The sequence below is a fragment of the Cellulosimicrobium sp. BMG9.23 genome, from assembly GCF_059159985.1.
On the sequence record NZ_JBZGBZ010000005.1, the window covers coordinates 232,912 to 248,121 of the forward strand.

Consider the following 15,210-nt stretch of genomic DNA (forward strand, 5'->3'; position numbering starts at 1 on the left):
ATGACTTGCCGGGTTGGCAACAAACTCTTCGACGGCCGGGGGCCTCGGCTCAGTGACCCGCCCCGAGCTTCCCCGCAAGGCGGTCGAGGCGCTCCGCCGTGTCGGGGTTGGCGCCGACGATCGTCACCGTCTTGCCCCTCGCGGCGTACTTCGTGCGGATCGCGTCGAGGGCCGCGACCGTCGAGGCGTCCCACACGTGGGCCTTCGACACGTCGAGGACGACACGGTCCGGGTCGCCCGCGTAGTCGAACCGGTGGACGAGGTCGTTGGACGACGCGAAGAAGAGCTCGCCCTCGACGACGTAGGTGCGGACGTCGCCGTCGGCACCGGATCCCGGCTGCGCGTCCCGAGGCGTGACGGTCGTGAGGTGCGCGACGCGCCGGGCGAAGAGCACGGTCGCGACGAGGACGCCCACGACCACGCCGTAGGCGAGGTTGTGGGTCCACACCGTGACGACGACGGTCGCGAGCATGACCGTCGTCTCCGAGCGCGGCATGCGGCGCAGGGTCGACGGTCGGACGGAGTGCCAGTCGAACGTGCCGACCGACACCATGATCATCACCGCGACGAGCGCGGCCATCGGCATGACCGCGACGACGTCGCCGAGCCCGACCACGAGGCTCAGCAGGAACGCCCCGGCGAGGAACGTCGAGATCCGGGTGCGCGCCCCGGAGGCCTTGACGTTGATCATCGTCTGCCCGATCATCGCGCAGCCGCCCATGCCACCGAAGAAGCCGGTGACGACGTTCGCCACGCCCTGTCCCCAGGCCTCGCGCGTCTTGTTCGAGTGCGTGTCGGTGACGTCGTCGACGAGCTTGGCCGTCATGAGCGACTCGAGGAGGCCGACGAGCGCCATGCCGAGCGCGAACGGCGTGATGATCTGCAGCGTCTCGAGGGTGAGCGGGACGTCGGGGAACAGCAGCGACGGGAGCGACTCCGGCAGGGCGCCCTCGTCGCCGACGGTCGGGACGGCGATCGCGCCCAGGACGGTCGCCCCGGTGAGCAGCACGATCGCGACGAGCGGCGCGGGCACGACGGTCGTCCAGCGCGGCAGGAGCACCAGGATCGCGATGCCGACGGCGACCAGCGGGTACACCTGCCACGGCACTCCCACGAGGTGCGGCACCTGCGACAGGAAGATGAGGATCGCGAGCGCGTTGACGAACCCGACCATGACGGAGCGCGGGATGAACCGCATGAGCCGCGCGACGCCGAGCAGGCCGAGCGCGACCTGGATGACGCCGGCGAGGATCACCGTCGCGACGAGGTAGTCCACGCCGTGCTCGCGCGCGACCGGCGCGACGACGAGCGCGACGGCGCCCGTCGCGGCGGAGATCATCGCGGGGCGACCGCCGACGAACGCGATCGTCACGGCCATGGTGAACGACGCGAACAGCCCGAGCCGCGGGTCGACGCCCGCGATGATCGAGAACGCGATCGCCTCGGGGATGAGTGCGAGCGCCACGACGAGGCCGCCGAGCACCTCGGTCTTGAGCCGGCGCGGAGACCGCAGCGCGGCGAGGACGGAGAAGGACTCGTCGGCCTCGGGCGCACCGGCGGGAGCGGTGGCGCGGTCGGGACCGGGGATGAGCGGGGCGTCGTGTGGCACGAGCGAGAACTCTACCCTTACGTGAGGGTAGAGTTCGTGTCCCGTCGATCCGGGAGACTGTCCCCCATGAGCGATTCCTCTCGCACCGGCACACCCGCCGCGCGGCCTACCATGCACATCGGCGCCGTCGCCGAGCGCACCGGCCTGTCGCTGCGGACGCTGCGCCACTACGACGAGTTCGGGCTCGTGCGGCCGTCGGGCCGGTCCGACGGCGGCTTCCGCCTCTACACCCAGGACGACGTCGAGCGTCTGCTCCTCGTGCGCCGGATGAAGCCGCTCGGCTTCTCGCTCGAGGAGATGGCCGACCTGCTCGACGTCGCGGACCGCCTCGCCGGGCACGACGGCGACACGTCGTCAGCCGACCAGGCCGACGCGGCCGGCCCGGCAGGCGGAGGCGCGGACGACGACCTCCGCGACCGGCTCGCGGCCTACGTGCGGGCCGCCGAGGAACGACGCGCCGACCTGGCCCGCAAGCTCGAGTGGGCCGACGAGCTCATCGCGCTCCTGCGCTCGCGCTGAACGCGGCCGCCCGCGCCCCGCGCGCCCGACCGCGCACCGGCCGGCTCACCAGTCCGCGGGCTTGGTGGCCTTGCCGTCGAGCCACAGCCGGTCGCTCTCGTCGCGGTGCGTGCCGTCCGTGCCCACGTGCTTCGTGCTGATCCGGTCGCCCTTCGTGATGACGTGCACCATCGCCATGGCGTGACCGCGCCCGAGCCCGTGCTCGGCGGCGAGCCACTCCACGATCGGCGCCGCCTTGGTGTCAGGACCGAAGCCCTGCTCGTGCGCGCGCTCGACGAGCTCGCGCGGGGTGAGACCGGTCTTCGTCTCGACGGCGTCGAGGTAGGCCTGGAAGGACATCAGCGGTTCTCCTGGATCATCGTGGGGGACGCGTGGACGCACATGAGGCGCAGCGTGCCGCCGCCGGTGTTGGTGAAGCCGTGCCAGACGTGCGGCCCGACGACCGCGGTGTCGCCCGCGCGGGCGACCACCCGCTCGTCGCCGACCGTGATCGTGGCCTCGCCCTCGAGCACGGTCCACGTCTCGGAGTACGGGTGCCGGTGCAGGCCGGGGCCCTGACCCGGTTCGTTCGTCACGAGGAAGAACGAGATGCCGGAGCCGTGGTCGGCCCCTTCGAAGCGCAGGGTGCGCGAGCCGGTGATGCGGATGTCCTCGGCGGGGATGACGCCTGCCATGGTGGTGGCCTCCTCTGTCGGTGTGCGTGCGCCCACGGTGCCGCGCGGGGAAACGCCTCCGCTACTGTTTCGACGTGCATCGAAAGATGGTCGAGTTCCGGCTCGCGCCCGACGACCTGTCCGCGATCCGGTTCGGGCTGTCGCCGGGGCACGAGCTCGCGCACGCGGTCCGCGTGCTCGCCCGCCCCCAGCACCACCCGCTCCAGTGGGGCTGGCTCCGCAGCACCCGTGCACGCATTCCTCGGGCGCCCTTCGAGCTCCTGCGGCTCGTCGTGGGCACCGAGGGCTACCTCCCGGACTTCCTCACCTCGGCGCCCGACTGGGACCTGAGCCCCGGCGACGAGCTCGACCGGCCGCGCCGCGCCGACGTCGGGCCGATGCGCGTGGATCTCGGCAAGCGCGTGCTCCGGACGTCCGGCGCCGAGCGGCAGGCCCTCCAGGCCATGGCCGACGACCCCGCGGGGACGAGGTCCGCGGTCGCAGACGCCTGGGAGGAGGTCTGGGACGCGGCGCTCGCGCCCTTCTGGCCGCAGGTCGAGCGGCTGCTGCGCGCGGACATCGGCCTCCGGTCCCGGCGCGTCACGACGCACGGCCTGGGCGCGATGGTCGCGACCCTCAACGAGGCCGTCACGTGGGGTTCGGACGCGGTCCGAGTGCGCCTCGCAAAGCACGAGGAGGTGCTCGACTGCGCGGGCAGCGGCCTGGTGCTGGTGCCCTCCGTGATGTCCCGGGCCTGCGCCGCGCTCACGGAGAGACCGGCGCAGCCCACGCTCTTCTACCCGGCGCTCGGCGTCTCGGAGACGTGGACGACGGCGGGCGCGAACCTCTCCGCGGCCCTCGCCGCGCTGCTGGGCGAGGGGCGGGCGCGCGTCCTGCTGGGGCTCAGCGGGCCGATGTCCACGAGCGAGGTGGCCGCCGCCGGCAGCCTCGCGATCTCGACCGCCTCCCACCACCTCGCCGTGCTCCGCGCGTCGCGGCTCGTCGACGCGCGGCGCGAGGGCCACCGCGTCATGCACGTCCGCACGCCGCTCGGCGAGGCGCTCGTCGGCGGCTGAGAAGCCGGCTACGCACGAGATCGACCCGTCCGTCGCGAGATCGACCTTCAGTGGGTCGATCTCACGACGGACGGGTCGACCTCGCGGGCCGGCCGTCAGACGCCCTCGGGCTCCGGGTCGCTCGGCGCGCCGCCCGCGTCGTCGGACTCGACGACCCGCGACGACTCGCCCTCCTCCCCCGCTGCCGGCAGCCCGCGCTCGTCGGGCTCGAAGTAGCGGCCGGTGTACCGCGGGCGCAGGAAGTTCTCCGTCGTGAGGACGGCGTCGACCTCCGCGGCGGTGAGCAGCCCGCGCGCCACGACGACGTCGCGCACGGACGCTCCCGTACGCGCCGCCTCTGCCCCGACGAGGTCGCCGTTGCGGTGCCCGATGATCTCGTTGAGGTACGTGACGATGCCGATCGAGTCGAGCACGTGCCGTCGGCACACCTCGACGTTGGCGGTGATGCCCGCGACGCACGCCGTGCGCAGCGACTCGCACGCGTTCGTCAGCAGCCGCAGCGACTCGAACATCGCCTGCGCGAGCACGGGCTCCATGACGTTGAGCTGGAGCTGCCCCGCCTCGGCCGCGTGCGTGATGGTCACGTCGTTGCCCATGACCTTGAAGCACACCTGGTTGACGACCTCGGGGATCACCGGGTTCACCTTGGCGGGCATGATCGACGAGCCGGCCTGCAGCTCGGGCAGGTTGATCTCGCCGAGGCCGGCGCGCGGTCCCGACGACAGCAGCCGCAGGTCGTTGCAGATCTTCGAGAGCTTGGCCGCGAGGCGCTTGAGCGCGGAGTGCACGGCGAGGTAGGCACCGTTGTCGTAGGTCGCCTCGACGAGGTTCTCCGCCGGGACCGTCGCGAGCCCGCTGACCTCGGCGAGGCGGCGCGTCGCGACCTTCGGATACCCGGGCGGCGTGTTGAGGCCGGTGCCGATCGCCGTCGCGCCGAGGTTGACCTCGAGCAGCAGGTCGGCCGCGGCGGCGAGACGCTTGACCTCCTCGCCGACGTTCACGGAGAACCCCGCGAACTCCTGGCCCAGGCTCATCGGCACGGCGTCCTGGAGCTGCGTCCGGCCCATCTTCAGGACGTCGGCGAACTCCGACGCCTTCTCGTCGAACGCGCGCTCCAGCAGCCGGACCTCGCCCTGCAGCCGCCCGACGAGCACGTGCACGGCGAGCCGGAACCCCGTCGGGTAGGCGTCGTTCGTGGACTGCGACCGGTTCACGTGGTCGTTGGGGTTGATGACGTCGTAGCGCCCCTTGTCGAACCCCGCGAGCTCGAGCGCGAGGTTCGCGACGACCTCGTTCGTGTTCATGTTGACGCTCGTCCCGGCGCCGCCCTGGAACACGTCGACGGGGAACTGGTCGAGGCAGCGTCCGTCGACGAGGATCGCGTCGCACGCCGCGACGATCGCGTCCGCGATGTCGCGCTGGATCGTGCGCAGCTCGCGGTTCGCGAGCGCCGCAGCCTTCTTCACCATGACCATGCCGCGGACCATCTCGGGCACGTCGCCGATCGTCGTGCCCGAGATGCGGAAGTTCCGCGTCGCGCGGACCGTGTGGATGCCGTAGTAGGCGTCTGCCGGCACCTCGGTCCGGCCGAGCAGGTCCTCCTCGATCCGCGTCCGGGCACTCGACGACATGCCTCGACCGTATCGCCGCCGGGCGCGCGGCACGCGCCGAGACGTGAGCTTCCGCCCTCGATCGGGGCGGATCAGGGGCAGAAACTCACGTCTCGGCGGGTGAGGCGGTGGGCGGTCAGCGCGTCCGAGCCGACCGCTCCACCTCCACGTCGACGATCCGCGCGTCGGCCGCCGACACCTCGTGGACGTCACCCGTGAGCGTCACGACGGCGCGCGGCGTCGCCTCGCCCGCGACCGCCCGGCGCGCGGTCGCGCCGTGCGCGACGATCGCACCACCGGTCAGGTCGCCGAGGGGCGCCGCGGGCGCGACGCCCGCGTGCGCGGCGACCCACACCTCGACGTCGCCCGGCTCGACCACGCGCACGAGACGCCGGTCGGAGAACGCGAGGCGCGCCGCCGGGACGCGGAAGCGCACGCGTCGCGACTCCCCGGCGGCGAGGTCGACGCGCGCGTAGCCGAGCAGCTGCACGACCGGCCGCGGGAGGGACCCGAGCACGTCGCGCCCGTAGAGCTGGACGACGTCCGTCCCCGCGACGTCGCCCGTGTTCGTCACGGTCACGGCGGCGTCGAACACCCCGTCCGTGGGCGCGGACGTGTCGACGTGCAGGTCCGTGTACGCGAAGGTCGTGTACGAGAGCCCGAACCCGAACGGGCGCACGGGCGTCGGGTCGGTCGACGTGACGTCGGACGGCCCGCCGAGCACCGGGTGCAGGTACGTGTACGGCTGCGCGCCCGCGGCGCGCGGGAGCGAGACGGGCAGTCTCCCGGAGGGGTTCACGGCGCCGGTGAGCACGTCGGCGACCGCGCGGCCGCCCTCCTCGCCGGGGAAGAACCCTTGCACGACGGCGGCCGGTCGCCGCCCGGCGTCGTCCACCCCTCCCCGTGCGGTGCCGCCCGGCGCCGCGCCGTCGAGCGCCCAGCCGATCGCGTACGGGCGCCCCGTGAGCAGTACGAGCACGACGGGCGTGCCCGTCGCCACGAGCTCCGTGACGAGCGCACGCTGCACGCCCGGGAGCTCGAGCGTCTCGACGTCGTTGCCCTCGCCGACCGTCCCGCGGCCGAACAGGCCCGCGTCGTCGCCGAGGACGACGACCGCGACGTCCGAGCCCCGCACGGCGTCGACCGCGGCCGGGAAGCCCGACGAGTCGTCGCCGTCGACCGCGCAGCCCGGCGCGTGCACGACGTCCGTCCCCGGCAGGGCGTCGCGCAGCGCGTCGAGCACCGTGGGCAGCTCGATGCCCTGCGGCGTGCCGGGGTGGTGCGCGAGCACGTGGTTGACGAACGAGTAGCAGCCCATGAGCGCCTCGGCGCGGTCGGCGTTCGGCCCGACGACCGCGACCCTCGGCAGTGCCGTGCCGAACGTCGCGCCGGACCTCGGGCCGGACGTCGCGCCCGGCGTCGCGCCCGGCGTCGTCCCGCCACCGCCGAGTGGCAGGACGCCGTCGTTCGAGAGCAGCACGAGCGACTCCTGCGCGAGCCGGCGGGCCGTCGCGCGGTGCGCGGGCGGGTCGAGGTCGATGCTCTGCGGCGGGCCGCCGGCGAACGCGTCGGGGTCGAGGAGACCGAGCTCCTCCTTCTGCGCGAGCACGCGCAGCACGGAGCGGTCGACGAGCGCCTCGTCCACGAGCCCCGCGCGCACGCGCTCCGCGAGCGGCTCGAGGTAGGCGTCGCCCGACGGCAGCTCGACGTCGATGCCCGCCGCGAGCGCGAGCCCTGCGGCCTCGCCGCGGTCCGCCGCGACGCGGTGCATCACCTCGAGGAACGCGACCGCGAAGTAGTCGGCGACCACGACGCCGTCGAACCCCCACCGCCCGCGCAGCACGTCCGTGAGGAGCTCAGGGTTCGCGGCGACGGGGACGCCGTCGACCTGGGTGTACGAGTTCATCACCGAGCGCGCGCCGCCGTCGCGCACGGCCATCTCGAACGGCGGCAGGTAGACGTCGGCGAGCTCGCGCGGGCCTGCGCTCACGGGGGCGTGGTTGCGCCCCGCGTGCGACCCGGAGTAGCCCGCGAAGTGCTTGAGCGTCGCGTGCACGCCCGCCCCCTGCAGGCCGCGGACGTAGGCGGTGCCCACCGTGCCGACGAGGTAGGGGTCCTCGCCGATGCACTCGTCGACACGGCCCCAGCGCGGGTCGCGCACGACGTCGAGCACGGGCGCGAGCGCCTGGTGCACGCCGAGCCGGCGCATCGAGCCACCCGCCTGGGACGCCATCTCCTCGACGAGCGCCGGGTCGAACGACGCGCCCCACGCGAGCGGCGTCGGGTACGTCGCGGCCTTCCACGCGGCGAGGCCCAGCAGGGCCTCCTCGTGGACGAGCGCCGGGATGCCGAGCCGGGTCTCGCGCTGCAGGCGGCGCTGCTCGGCCCACAGCCACGCCGCGCGCTCCGCCGGGTCGACGGGACGCGTCCCGTAGACCCGGGTGTAGTGCCCGATCCCGTGCCGCGTGATCTCCGGGAGCAGGCCCGCGTCCTGCTGGCCCGCCGTCATCTCCGACTGCATCGGCGCGACGGTGCCGTTCTGGTCGAGCCAGTAGCCGACGAGCTGCGCGAGCTTCTCCTCGAGCGTCATGCGGGCGTGCAGCGCGCGCACGCGCTCGGAGACCGGCGGCGCCAGGGGTGCTGCGGGTGCTGCGGACGGGCTGGTTCCTGCGGCCGCGGCGAGGGCTGCGGGCGGTGCGGGTGCCGTCGGGACGGCAGGGACGACGTCGGTCACGGACGGGTTCTCCTTGGTGCGGTGGGGCGGCGGACGGGGCGGGGGTCAGCCCTTGACCGCGCCGGTGAGGCCGCCGACGATGCGCTTCTCGAACAGCGAGAAGAAGACGAGCGCGGGGATCATCGACAGGGACGTGAAAGCGAGCACCCGGGCGGTGTCCACCGAGTACTGCGACGCGAACGCCTGCACGCCGAGAGGCAGCGTGTACGACGTCTCGTCGTTGAGGATGAAGAGCGGGAGCATGTAGCTGTTCCAGCTCGCGACGAACGCGAGGATGCCGACCGTGACGACGCCGGGGAGCGACAGCGGCACGACCATGCGGAAGAAGAAGCCGAGCCGGCCCGCGCCGTCGATCGCCGCGGCCTCCTCGAGCTCGCGCGGGATCGCCCGCAGGAACGGCACGAGGATGATGACGGTCGTCGGGAGCGCGAACGCGATCTGCGGCAGCACGAGCCCGCCGATGCTGTTCATGAGCCCGAGCGACCGGATCATGATGTACAGCGGCGTGATCGCGACCGTCATGGGGAACATGAGTCCCGCGGCGAACAGCGAGTACATCGCGGCCCGGCCGAAGAACGCGTAGCGCGCGAGGACGTAGCTCGCCATGAGGCCGAGGACCACGACGCCGATCGTCGTGAGCAGACCGGCGACGACGGAGTTGCCGAGCTGCTGCCAGAACAGCGAGCCCGAGAGCACGTCGACGTAGTTCGAGACCTGCCAGGGCGACGGCAGCCCGGACGGGTCGGCCGTGATCTGCGCGTTCGTCCGGAACCCGCCGATGACGATGTACGCGATGGGCGCGAGGCAGAGCCCGACGAACAGGTACGCCACGACGTACGTGAGCGGGCCGCCCTTGCCCAGGCCGGAGCCGCGGGAGGGCTTCGGGGCCGGGGCGCCCGGGGCGCGCGCGGGCGTCGGTGCCGCGGTGACGGTGGCCATCACTTCTTCCCTTCCGTGAGCGCGCCCTCGGTGTCGCGGCGCAGGACGTACCGCTGGTAGACGAGCGCCACCGCGAGGGAGATGAGGAACAGCACGACGGCGACCGCGCTGCCGAAGCCGTAGTTCCCGGCGAGCCGGCCGCTCCCGACCATGTAGGTCGCCATGGTCGACGTCCCCGCGGTGGAGGCCACGTACTGGCCCCAGATGATGTAGACGAGGTCGAAGAGCTGGAGCGAGCCGATGATCGACAGGAACGCCCAGATGCGCAGCGTCGGGCCCAGCAGCGGGAGGGTGATGAACCGCTGCGTCTGCCAGTACGACGCGCCGTCGATCGCCGACGCCTCCGAGAGCTCGTCGGGCACGCCCTGGAGCCCTGCGAGGAAGAGGATCACCGCGAAGCCGACGTACTTCCACGAGATGATCAGGAGCAGCGTCCAGATCGCGATGTCGGGGTCGGCCAGCCAGTCGGCCGTGAGGAACGACAGGCCGATCTTGTCGAGCAGGTCGTTGACGGCGCCGTTGGTCGCGAGCATGAGGCTGAAGCCCGTGCCGACGATCACCTCGGACACCACGTACGGGACGAACACGAGGACGCGGATGATCGAGCGCCCACGGATGCGCCGGTTCAGCATGAGCGCGACCGCGACCGCGACCGGGCCTTGCACCACGAGCGACATCACGACGATGAACGCGTTGTGGCGCAGCGCTGCGACGAACTCGGCGTCCTGGAAGATGATGAGGTAGTTCTCGAACCCGACGAACTCGGTCGGCGGGCCGAAGCCCTTCCACTTGAAGAAGCCGTAGTAGGCCGCCATCACCACGGGGACGATGACGAACGTGATGAAGACGACGAGCGCCGGCCCGGCGAGGACGGCGACCTCGGCGCGCTGCTGCCAGCGCCCGTGCCGTCCGCGCCGGGGCCGCTCGGACCGGTCCGAGGTCGGTGCGGACGCACCGCCCCCGGACCCGGCCCTGTCCTCGGGCGTCGTCGTGCTCGGCGAGATCTCGCCCTGGGACACGGTCATGGTTCGAGCTACTCCTTGGCGGCCGCGTCGTTGACGGCCGTGACGATGTCGTCGGCGGTGCCCTGCCCCGCGAGGAGGTTCACGACGGCCGTGTTGAGCGCGTTGCCGATGTTCTGGCCGTAGAGGGTGTCGAGCCACACGGAGACGTAGGGCGCCTCGTTGTACGCCTCGAGGATCGACACGAGCGCCGGGTCGGTGACGACGCCCTGCGCCTCGGTGCTCGCGGGGAGCGTCTGGAACGCGTCCGCGTACGCCTCCTGCGACTCCTTGGACAGCGCGAAGTTGAGGAAGTCGGCGCACGCGTCGGGGGCGTCCACGTGGCACGAGTACCCGTCGACGCCGCCCATCATCGCGCCCGGCTCGCCCTCGCCACCGTCGACGGCGGGGAAGGGGAACCACTGCAGGTCGGGCAGCGGCTGCTCGTCGGGCGTGAGGGACGCGACGACGCCGGGGTTCCAGGCACCCATGAGCTCCATCGCGGCCTGGTGGTTGGCGAGCAGGCCGGCCGACGAGCCGGCGCCCTGCTGGGCCGAGGTGGTGAGGAAGCCCTCGTTGAACGGCTCGGTCCCGGCGAAGTCGGCGAGCGCCTCGCCGGCCTCGGTCCAGCACGGCGCGTCGAACGTGCGGGTCTCGGTCGCCTCGTTCATGGTGTCCTGCGAGCAGTACCGCAGGGCGAAGAAGTAGTACCAGTGCGCAGCAGGCCACGCGTCCTTGGCGCCCAGGGCGACGGGCGCGATGCCGGCCGCCTTGAGCTGGTCGTCCGCTGCCTCGAGGTCTGCGATCGTCTCCGGGGTACCGGTGACGCCCGCCTGCTCGAACAGGTCGCCGCTGTAGAAGATGCCGCCCGGCAGGATCGACACCGGGAGGCCGTAGACCGTGTCGTCCACGGTCATCGCGCTCAGCGCGCCGCCGACCGCCGCCTCGACGTCCGGGTCGACGAGGTCGGTGAGGTCCTTGACCTGGCCGGCCTCGACGACGTCGGCGAGCTTGCCGCCGCCACGGGCCATGAAGATGTCGGGCGCGTCGCCCGAGTTGAGGGCCGTCTGGAGCTTGCCGTCCATGTCCTCGTTCTGGATCGCCTGGATCTCGATCGTCACGCCCGGGTTGGCCTCCTCGAACGCGGCCACGGTGTCGTCCCAGTACGCCTTGCCCGGGCCGGTGGTCGAGTTGTGCCAGAACGTCATCGCCGTCGAGCCGTCGTCCGCGCCGCCGCCGTCTCCCCCGCCGCACGCGCCGAGGGTGAGCCCTCCGACGACCACGGCGGTCGTGACCGCCAGGAGCTTCCTTGCCTTCATGAGATCCGTCCTCTTCGTCGAGTCGAGACTGCAGGTCCGTCGCTGCACGGTCGGGGACCGCTCCGCCACACGTCGTCGGCAGCGGGTGCATCCGAGACTGGCAGCCCGTGCGCGGTCGTGTCAATCGTTGTCGATAACGGTTTCGAAACGCTGTGGGCGGAGGGGTGTCGTGGCAGCCCGCCTCTCCGGCCAGGCGCTAGGGTCATGCCATGCGAGCGTCCGGGCGGGTCACCATCGGCGACGTCGCGCGCACCGCCGGCGTCTCCGTGGCCACCGTCTCCAAGGTGATCAACGACCGGTACGGGGTGGCGCCCCAGACGTCCGCGCGCGTCCACGAGGTCATCGCCGACCTCGGCTACGAGTCGTCGATCGTCGCGCGCAGCCTGCGCAGCCGCCGCACCAACGTCATCGGCATCCTCGTGGCCGAGTTCGAGCCGTTCTCGACCGAGCTCCTCAAGGGCATCTCCGAGGCCGTCGAGGACACCGGGTACGAGCTCCTCGCCTACTCGGGAGGCCTGCGCCGCGACGACCGCGTCGGGTGGGAGCAGCGCTACCTGTCACGCCTCGCCGGGACCCTGATCGACGGCGCGATCATCGTGACCCCGACCGTGGTGGCGCCCAGCGACACGGTCCCGGTGGTCGCCGTCGACCCGCACCGCGGGCTGTCCGGCGCCCCCACGGTCGACTCCGACAACCTCGCGGGCGCGCGCGCCGCGACCGAGCACCTCCTCGGGCTCGGTCACCGCCGCATCGCGTTCCTCGGCGGCCGTCCCGACCTCGAGTCCGCGCGCCTGCGCGAGCAGGGCTACCGCGAGGCGCTCGAGGACGCGGGGATCGCGGTCGACCCCGCGCTGATGCGCGTCGGCGGCTACCGCCCCGACCTCGCCGACTCCCCCGCGCACGAGCTCCTGATGCTGCCGGACCGGCCGACCGCCGTCTTCGCCGCCAACGACCTGTCGGCCATCCGCACGATGGAGGTCGCGACCGAGCTGGGTCTACGGGTGCCCGACGACGTCTCCGTGGTCGGGTTCGACAACGTGCCCGAGTCGGTGCTCGCCAACCCACCCCTGACCACGGTCAGCCAGCCCATCCACGAGATGGGCGCCGCGGCGCTGCGCATGCTCGTCGACCTCCTCGAGGGGCGGCCGCGCGACGCCCACCTGCGGCTCCCCACGGACCTCGTCGTGCGCGCGAGCACCCGCGCCCTGTGACCCGTCCGGCGCCGTGCGCCGGAATCCTGCGCCCTGGATCGGCGTTATGTCAGGCAGAACCTGTCGAGCCGACCCGAGGAGGTCACATGGTCCAGGCTGCCCGCGGAACCCGCCGCCGCGTCGCCCGTCGCGTCCAGGTCGAGAACGACTTCGGCGAGATCCTGCACTACGTCCGCCACACCGGAGGCGGGCTCGTCTCGCCGCGCGCCCGCGTCCCCGACGACGTCCCCCTCGGCGACGGCACGTACGTCGAGGCCGGGGTGAGGATCGGACCGAGCTGTCGGGTCGGCGTCGGGAGCTGGCTCGACGAGGACTGCCTCGTCGGCCGCGACGTCACCGTCGGCGACAACGTCCGCCTCGGCCCGGGAACGCGCGTCGGCGACGGCGCCCGCGTCGGGAGCGGCGCGCGCGTCGGCGGACACGTCGTCGTCGAGCCGGGCGCGGTCGTCCTGCCCGACGCGGTGGTCGAGGAGGACGCGACCGTGCGCCGTCGGGCCGCCGGCCGGGCCGCGTGGTCCCAGGCCGCCTAGCGGTGACGGGCTCGCGCCACCGGTAGCGGTGCCGGGCTCGCCCGCCGAACCCCGGGTTGAGTGCCCATCACGCGGCTGACGGCGACACAGGCCGGGGTTCGGCACCGGACCTGAGGGACGGACCTGCGGGACGGACCTGCGGGACGGACCTGCCAGGCGGACAGCCCTGTCCGGATCGGCGCGGGGTGCGTACGATCCCGCGGGTGACGCACCCGCAGCCCGGCCACGTCCCGGGACCCCCGCAGCACGGGCCCGGCCCGCAGCCCCTCGACCCGCGTGCCGTGCTGGACGGGCGGCTGCCCGGCAAGGCGCCCGTCGGCCTCATCGTCGCGATCGCCGTGTCGAGCGTGTGCCTGCTGCTCGGCCTGGTCCCCCTCGCGCTGCTCGACGGCGCGTCGTTCGGCCTGAGCCTCGTGCTCGCCCTGCTGCCGCTCGGGATCTGGCTCCCCGTCGTGCTCGCGCTCGACCGCCTCGAGCCCGAGCCGCCGAGCGCGCTCGTCGCCGCGTTCCTGTGGGGCGCCGGCGTCGCGACGCTCCTCGCGGGGATCGTCAACACGCTCGGCCTCGAGCTCATCGCGAGCCCGCTCCTCGGCGCGCAGACCGGCTGGTACGCGGTCGCGACCGTCGTCGCACCCGTGATCGAGGAGATCCTCAAGGGCGCGGTGCTGTTCGGGATGCTGTGGTTCCGGCGGCACGAGCTCGACGGGTGGACCGACGGCATCATCTACGCGACGGTCGTCGCGCTGGGGTTCGCGGCGGTCGAGAACGTCTCCTACTTCATCACCGCCGTGCAGACGGACTCGCTGGGCCCGACGTTCGTGCTCCGCGCCGTCGTCTCGCCGCTCCTCCACCCCCTCTGCACGGCCCTCACCGGCCTGGGCGTCGCCAGCGCGGCCATGACGGCGCGCGGCCCGCGCCGGGTCCTCGCGCCGATCGGCGGGCTCCTCGCGGCCATCGCGCTGCACGCGCTGTGGAACGGGTCGACCGGCTTCGGCTACCTCGGTCTCGGTTTCGCGTACCTCGTGGGCCTCGGTGTCCTTGCGACGCTCGTCGCCGTGCTCGTCGCGGACCGCCGCCGCACCGTCGCGACGATCGCGCGCAACCTCGCGCCGTACCGGGCGACGGGCCTCGTCGGGCCGCCCGACCTCGCGATGCTCTCGACGCTCGCGGCGCGGCGCCAGGCCCGCGAGTGGGCCCGCCGCACCGCCGGACCCGGTGCCGCCCGGGCGATGCGCGACTACCAGCAGGCCGCGACCGAGCTCGCCCTGCTGCACGAGCGCGTGGCGCGCGGGATCGTCGAGGCGTGGCGCGTGGAGGGCCAGCGGCGCGCGCTGCTCACGCTCATGGCGACGACGCGCGCCGCGTTCCTCGCCCGCGCGCCTCAGGTCTCGGCGCCGGGCGGCGTCCTGATGACGAGGACCGCGTCCACCGACAGGCCGCCGAGCGCCTGGTAGGAGTGCTCGACGTCGGACACCCAGCGCAGCTCGTCGCCCACGCCGATCTCCGCCTCGGCTCCGGAGCGACCGGCGCGGAGCGTCCCGGCCGTGACGAGCAGGTGCTCGACGACGCCCGGGCCGTGCGCGGGTGAGACCCGGCGGGAGCCCGCGTCGAGGTGCAGGTGGTAGACCTCGACAGCGGTCCCGTCGGGCACGTGGTGGGCGTCGAGCAGGCGCGCGGTGACGCCCTCCGACGAGACCTGCGTGCCGACCCGCTCCGCGAGCAGCACCGCGAGCGGGACGTGGAGCGCCCCGGCCAGGGCGTAGAGCGTCGCGAGCGTCGGGTTGCGCGAGCCCTGCTCGATCTCCGAAAGCGAGCCCTTGCCGATGCCGGCCGCCGCGGCGAGGCCGGAGATCGACAGGTCCCGCTCCGTGCGCAGCGTCCGGAGCTGTCGCGCGACGGCGTGCGCGACGTCTTCCCGGTCGCGCGACGCGTCGTCGTGGCTCACGCCCTCGAGCCTACCGTTCCGTCGACGGAACGTTGCCTGGTACCGTTCCACGAACAGAACGCAC

General features: G+C 73.1%; 14 protein-coding genes. 5 read left to right on the forward strand and 9 right to left on the reverse strand.

Features of this window, described 5'->3' with window-relative positions; translation table 11 throughout:
* Nucleotides 1-49 precede the first annotated feature (49 nt).
* The gene (locus AC4H2G_RS09830) at nt 50-1,588 is read right to left on the reverse strand and encodes a SulP family inorganic anion transporter (protein WP_494365759.1); all 1,539 of its coding nucleotides are present in this window, start codon (nt 1,586-1,588) and stop codon (nt 50-52) included.
* 87 nt (nt 1,589-1,675) lie between these two features.
* On the opposite strand from AC4H2G_RS09830, the gene AC4H2G_RS09835 reads away from it, so the two are divergent.
* Nucleotides 1,676-2,128 carry a MerR family transcriptional regulator gene (locus AC4H2G_RS09835; RefSeq protein ID WP_494365568.1) on the forward strand — a complete coding sequence of 151 codons (453 nt, stop codon included), beginning with the start codon at nt 1,676-1,678 and terminating at the stop codon, nt 2,126-2,128.
* 45 nt (nt 2,129-2,173) lie between these two features.
* Here the strand turns inward: AC4H2G_RS09835 and AC4H2G_RS09840 are convergent, their stop codons facing one another.
* Both AC4H2G_RS09840 and AC4H2G_RS09845 read right to left on the reverse strand, forming a co-directional pair.
* Nucleotides 2,174-2,467 carry a DUF4287 domain-containing protein gene (locus AC4H2G_RS09840; protein WP_494365569.1) on the reverse strand — a complete coding sequence of 98 codons (294 nt, stop codon included), beginning with the start codon at nt 2,465-2,467 and terminating at the stop codon, nt 2,174-2,176.
* Nucleotides 2,467-2,802 carry a cupin domain-containing protein gene (locus AC4H2G_RS09845; protein ID WP_494365570.1) on the reverse strand — a complete coding sequence of 112 codons (336 nt, stop codon included), beginning with the start codon at nt 2,800-2,802 and terminating at the stop codon, nt 2,467-2,469. Before AC4H2G_RS09845 ends, AC4H2G_RS09840 begins: the two co-directional genes overlap by 1 nt.
* A 74-nt stretch (nt 2,803-2,876) precedes the next feature.
* On the opposite strand from AC4H2G_RS09845, the gene AC4H2G_RS09850 reads away from it, so the two are divergent.
* Nucleotides 2,877-3,857, forward strand: a complete 981-nt coding sequence (locus AC4H2G_RS09850) for an ArsR/SmtB family transcription factor (RefSeq protein WP_494365571.1) — start codon at nt 2,877-2,879, stop codon at nt 3,855-3,857.
* A 95-nt stretch (nt 3,858-3,952) separates the two neighbouring features.
* Here the strand turns inward: AC4H2G_RS09850 and aspA are convergent, their stop codons facing one another.
* The 5 genes from aspA to AC4H2G_RS09875 form a co-directional block, all read right to left on the reverse strand.
* Complete coding sequence (aspA, locus tag AC4H2G_RS09855) at nt 3,953-5,488, reverse strand: aspartate ammonia-lyase (RefSeq protein WP_494365572.1); 1,536 nt, start codon at nt 5,486-5,488, stop codon at nt 3,953-3,955.
* Between the two features lie 115 nt (nt 5,489-5,603).
* The gene (locus AC4H2G_RS09860) at nt 5,604-8,102 is read right to left on the reverse strand and encodes a beta-xylosidase/alpha-l-arabinosidase (protein WP_494365760.1); all 2,499 of its coding nucleotides are present in this window, start codon (nt 8,100-8,102) and stop codon (nt 5,604-5,606) included.
* Between the two features lie 144 nt (nt 8,103-8,246).
* On the reverse strand, nt 8,247-9,140 hold the full coding sequence (locus AC4H2G_RS09865) for a carbohydrate ABC transporter permease (protein ID WP_494365573.1): 894 nt from the start codon (nt 9,138-9,140) through the stop codon (nt 8,247-8,249).
* A complete protein-coding gene (locus AC4H2G_RS09870) occupies nt 9,140-10,165 on the reverse strand; it encodes a carbohydrate ABC transporter permease (protein ID WP_494365574.1) in 1,026 nt (341 codons plus the stop codon). The genes AC4H2G_RS09865 and AC4H2G_RS09870 overlap by 1 nt, the downstream gene beginning before the upstream one ends.
* An 8-nt stretch (nt 10,166-10,173) precedes the next feature.
* Nucleotides 10,174-11,460: an extracellular solute-binding protein gene (locus AC4H2G_RS09875; protein WP_494365575.1), complete on the reverse strand. Its 1,287-nt coding sequence runs from the start codon at nt 11,458-11,460 to the stop codon at nt 10,174-10,176.
* Between the two features lie 209 nt (nt 11,461-11,669).
* On the opposite strand from AC4H2G_RS09875, the gene AC4H2G_RS09880 reads away from it, so the two are divergent.
* The 3 genes from AC4H2G_RS09880 to AC4H2G_RS09890 all read left to right on the forward strand — a co-directional run bounded on the left by AC4H2G_RS09880 (nt 11,670) and on the right by AC4H2G_RS09890 (nt 14,655).
* On the forward strand, nt 11,670-12,671 hold the full coding sequence (locus AC4H2G_RS09880; protein WP_494365576.1) for a LacI family DNA-binding transcriptional regulator: 1,002 nt from the start codon (nt 11,670-11,672) through the stop codon (nt 12,669-12,671).
* A gap of 86 nt (nt 12,672-12,757) precedes the next feature.
* A complete protein-coding gene (locus AC4H2G_RS09885; RefSeq protein WP_494365577.1) occupies nt 12,758-13,201 on the forward strand; it encodes a transferase in 444 nt (147 codons plus the stop codon).
* Between the two features lie 203 nt (nt 13,202-13,404).
* Nucleotides 13,405-14,655 carry a PrsW family intramembrane metalloprotease gene (locus tag AC4H2G_RS09890; protein ID WP_494365578.1) on the forward strand — a complete coding sequence of 417 codons (1,251 nt, stop codon included), beginning with the start codon at nt 13,405-13,407 and terminating at the stop codon, nt 14,653-14,655.
* Here the strand turns inward: AC4H2G_RS09890 and AC4H2G_RS09895 are convergent.
* Nucleotides 14,583-15,146 carry a helix-turn-helix domain-containing protein gene (locus AC4H2G_RS09895; RefSeq protein ID WP_494365579.1) on the reverse strand — a complete coding sequence of 188 codons (564 nt, stop codon included), beginning with the start codon at nt 15,144-15,146 and terminating at the stop codon, nt 14,583-14,585. The genes AC4H2G_RS09890 and AC4H2G_RS09895 overlap by 73 nt on opposite strands.
* Nucleotides 15,147-15,210: the final 64 nt, after the last annotated feature.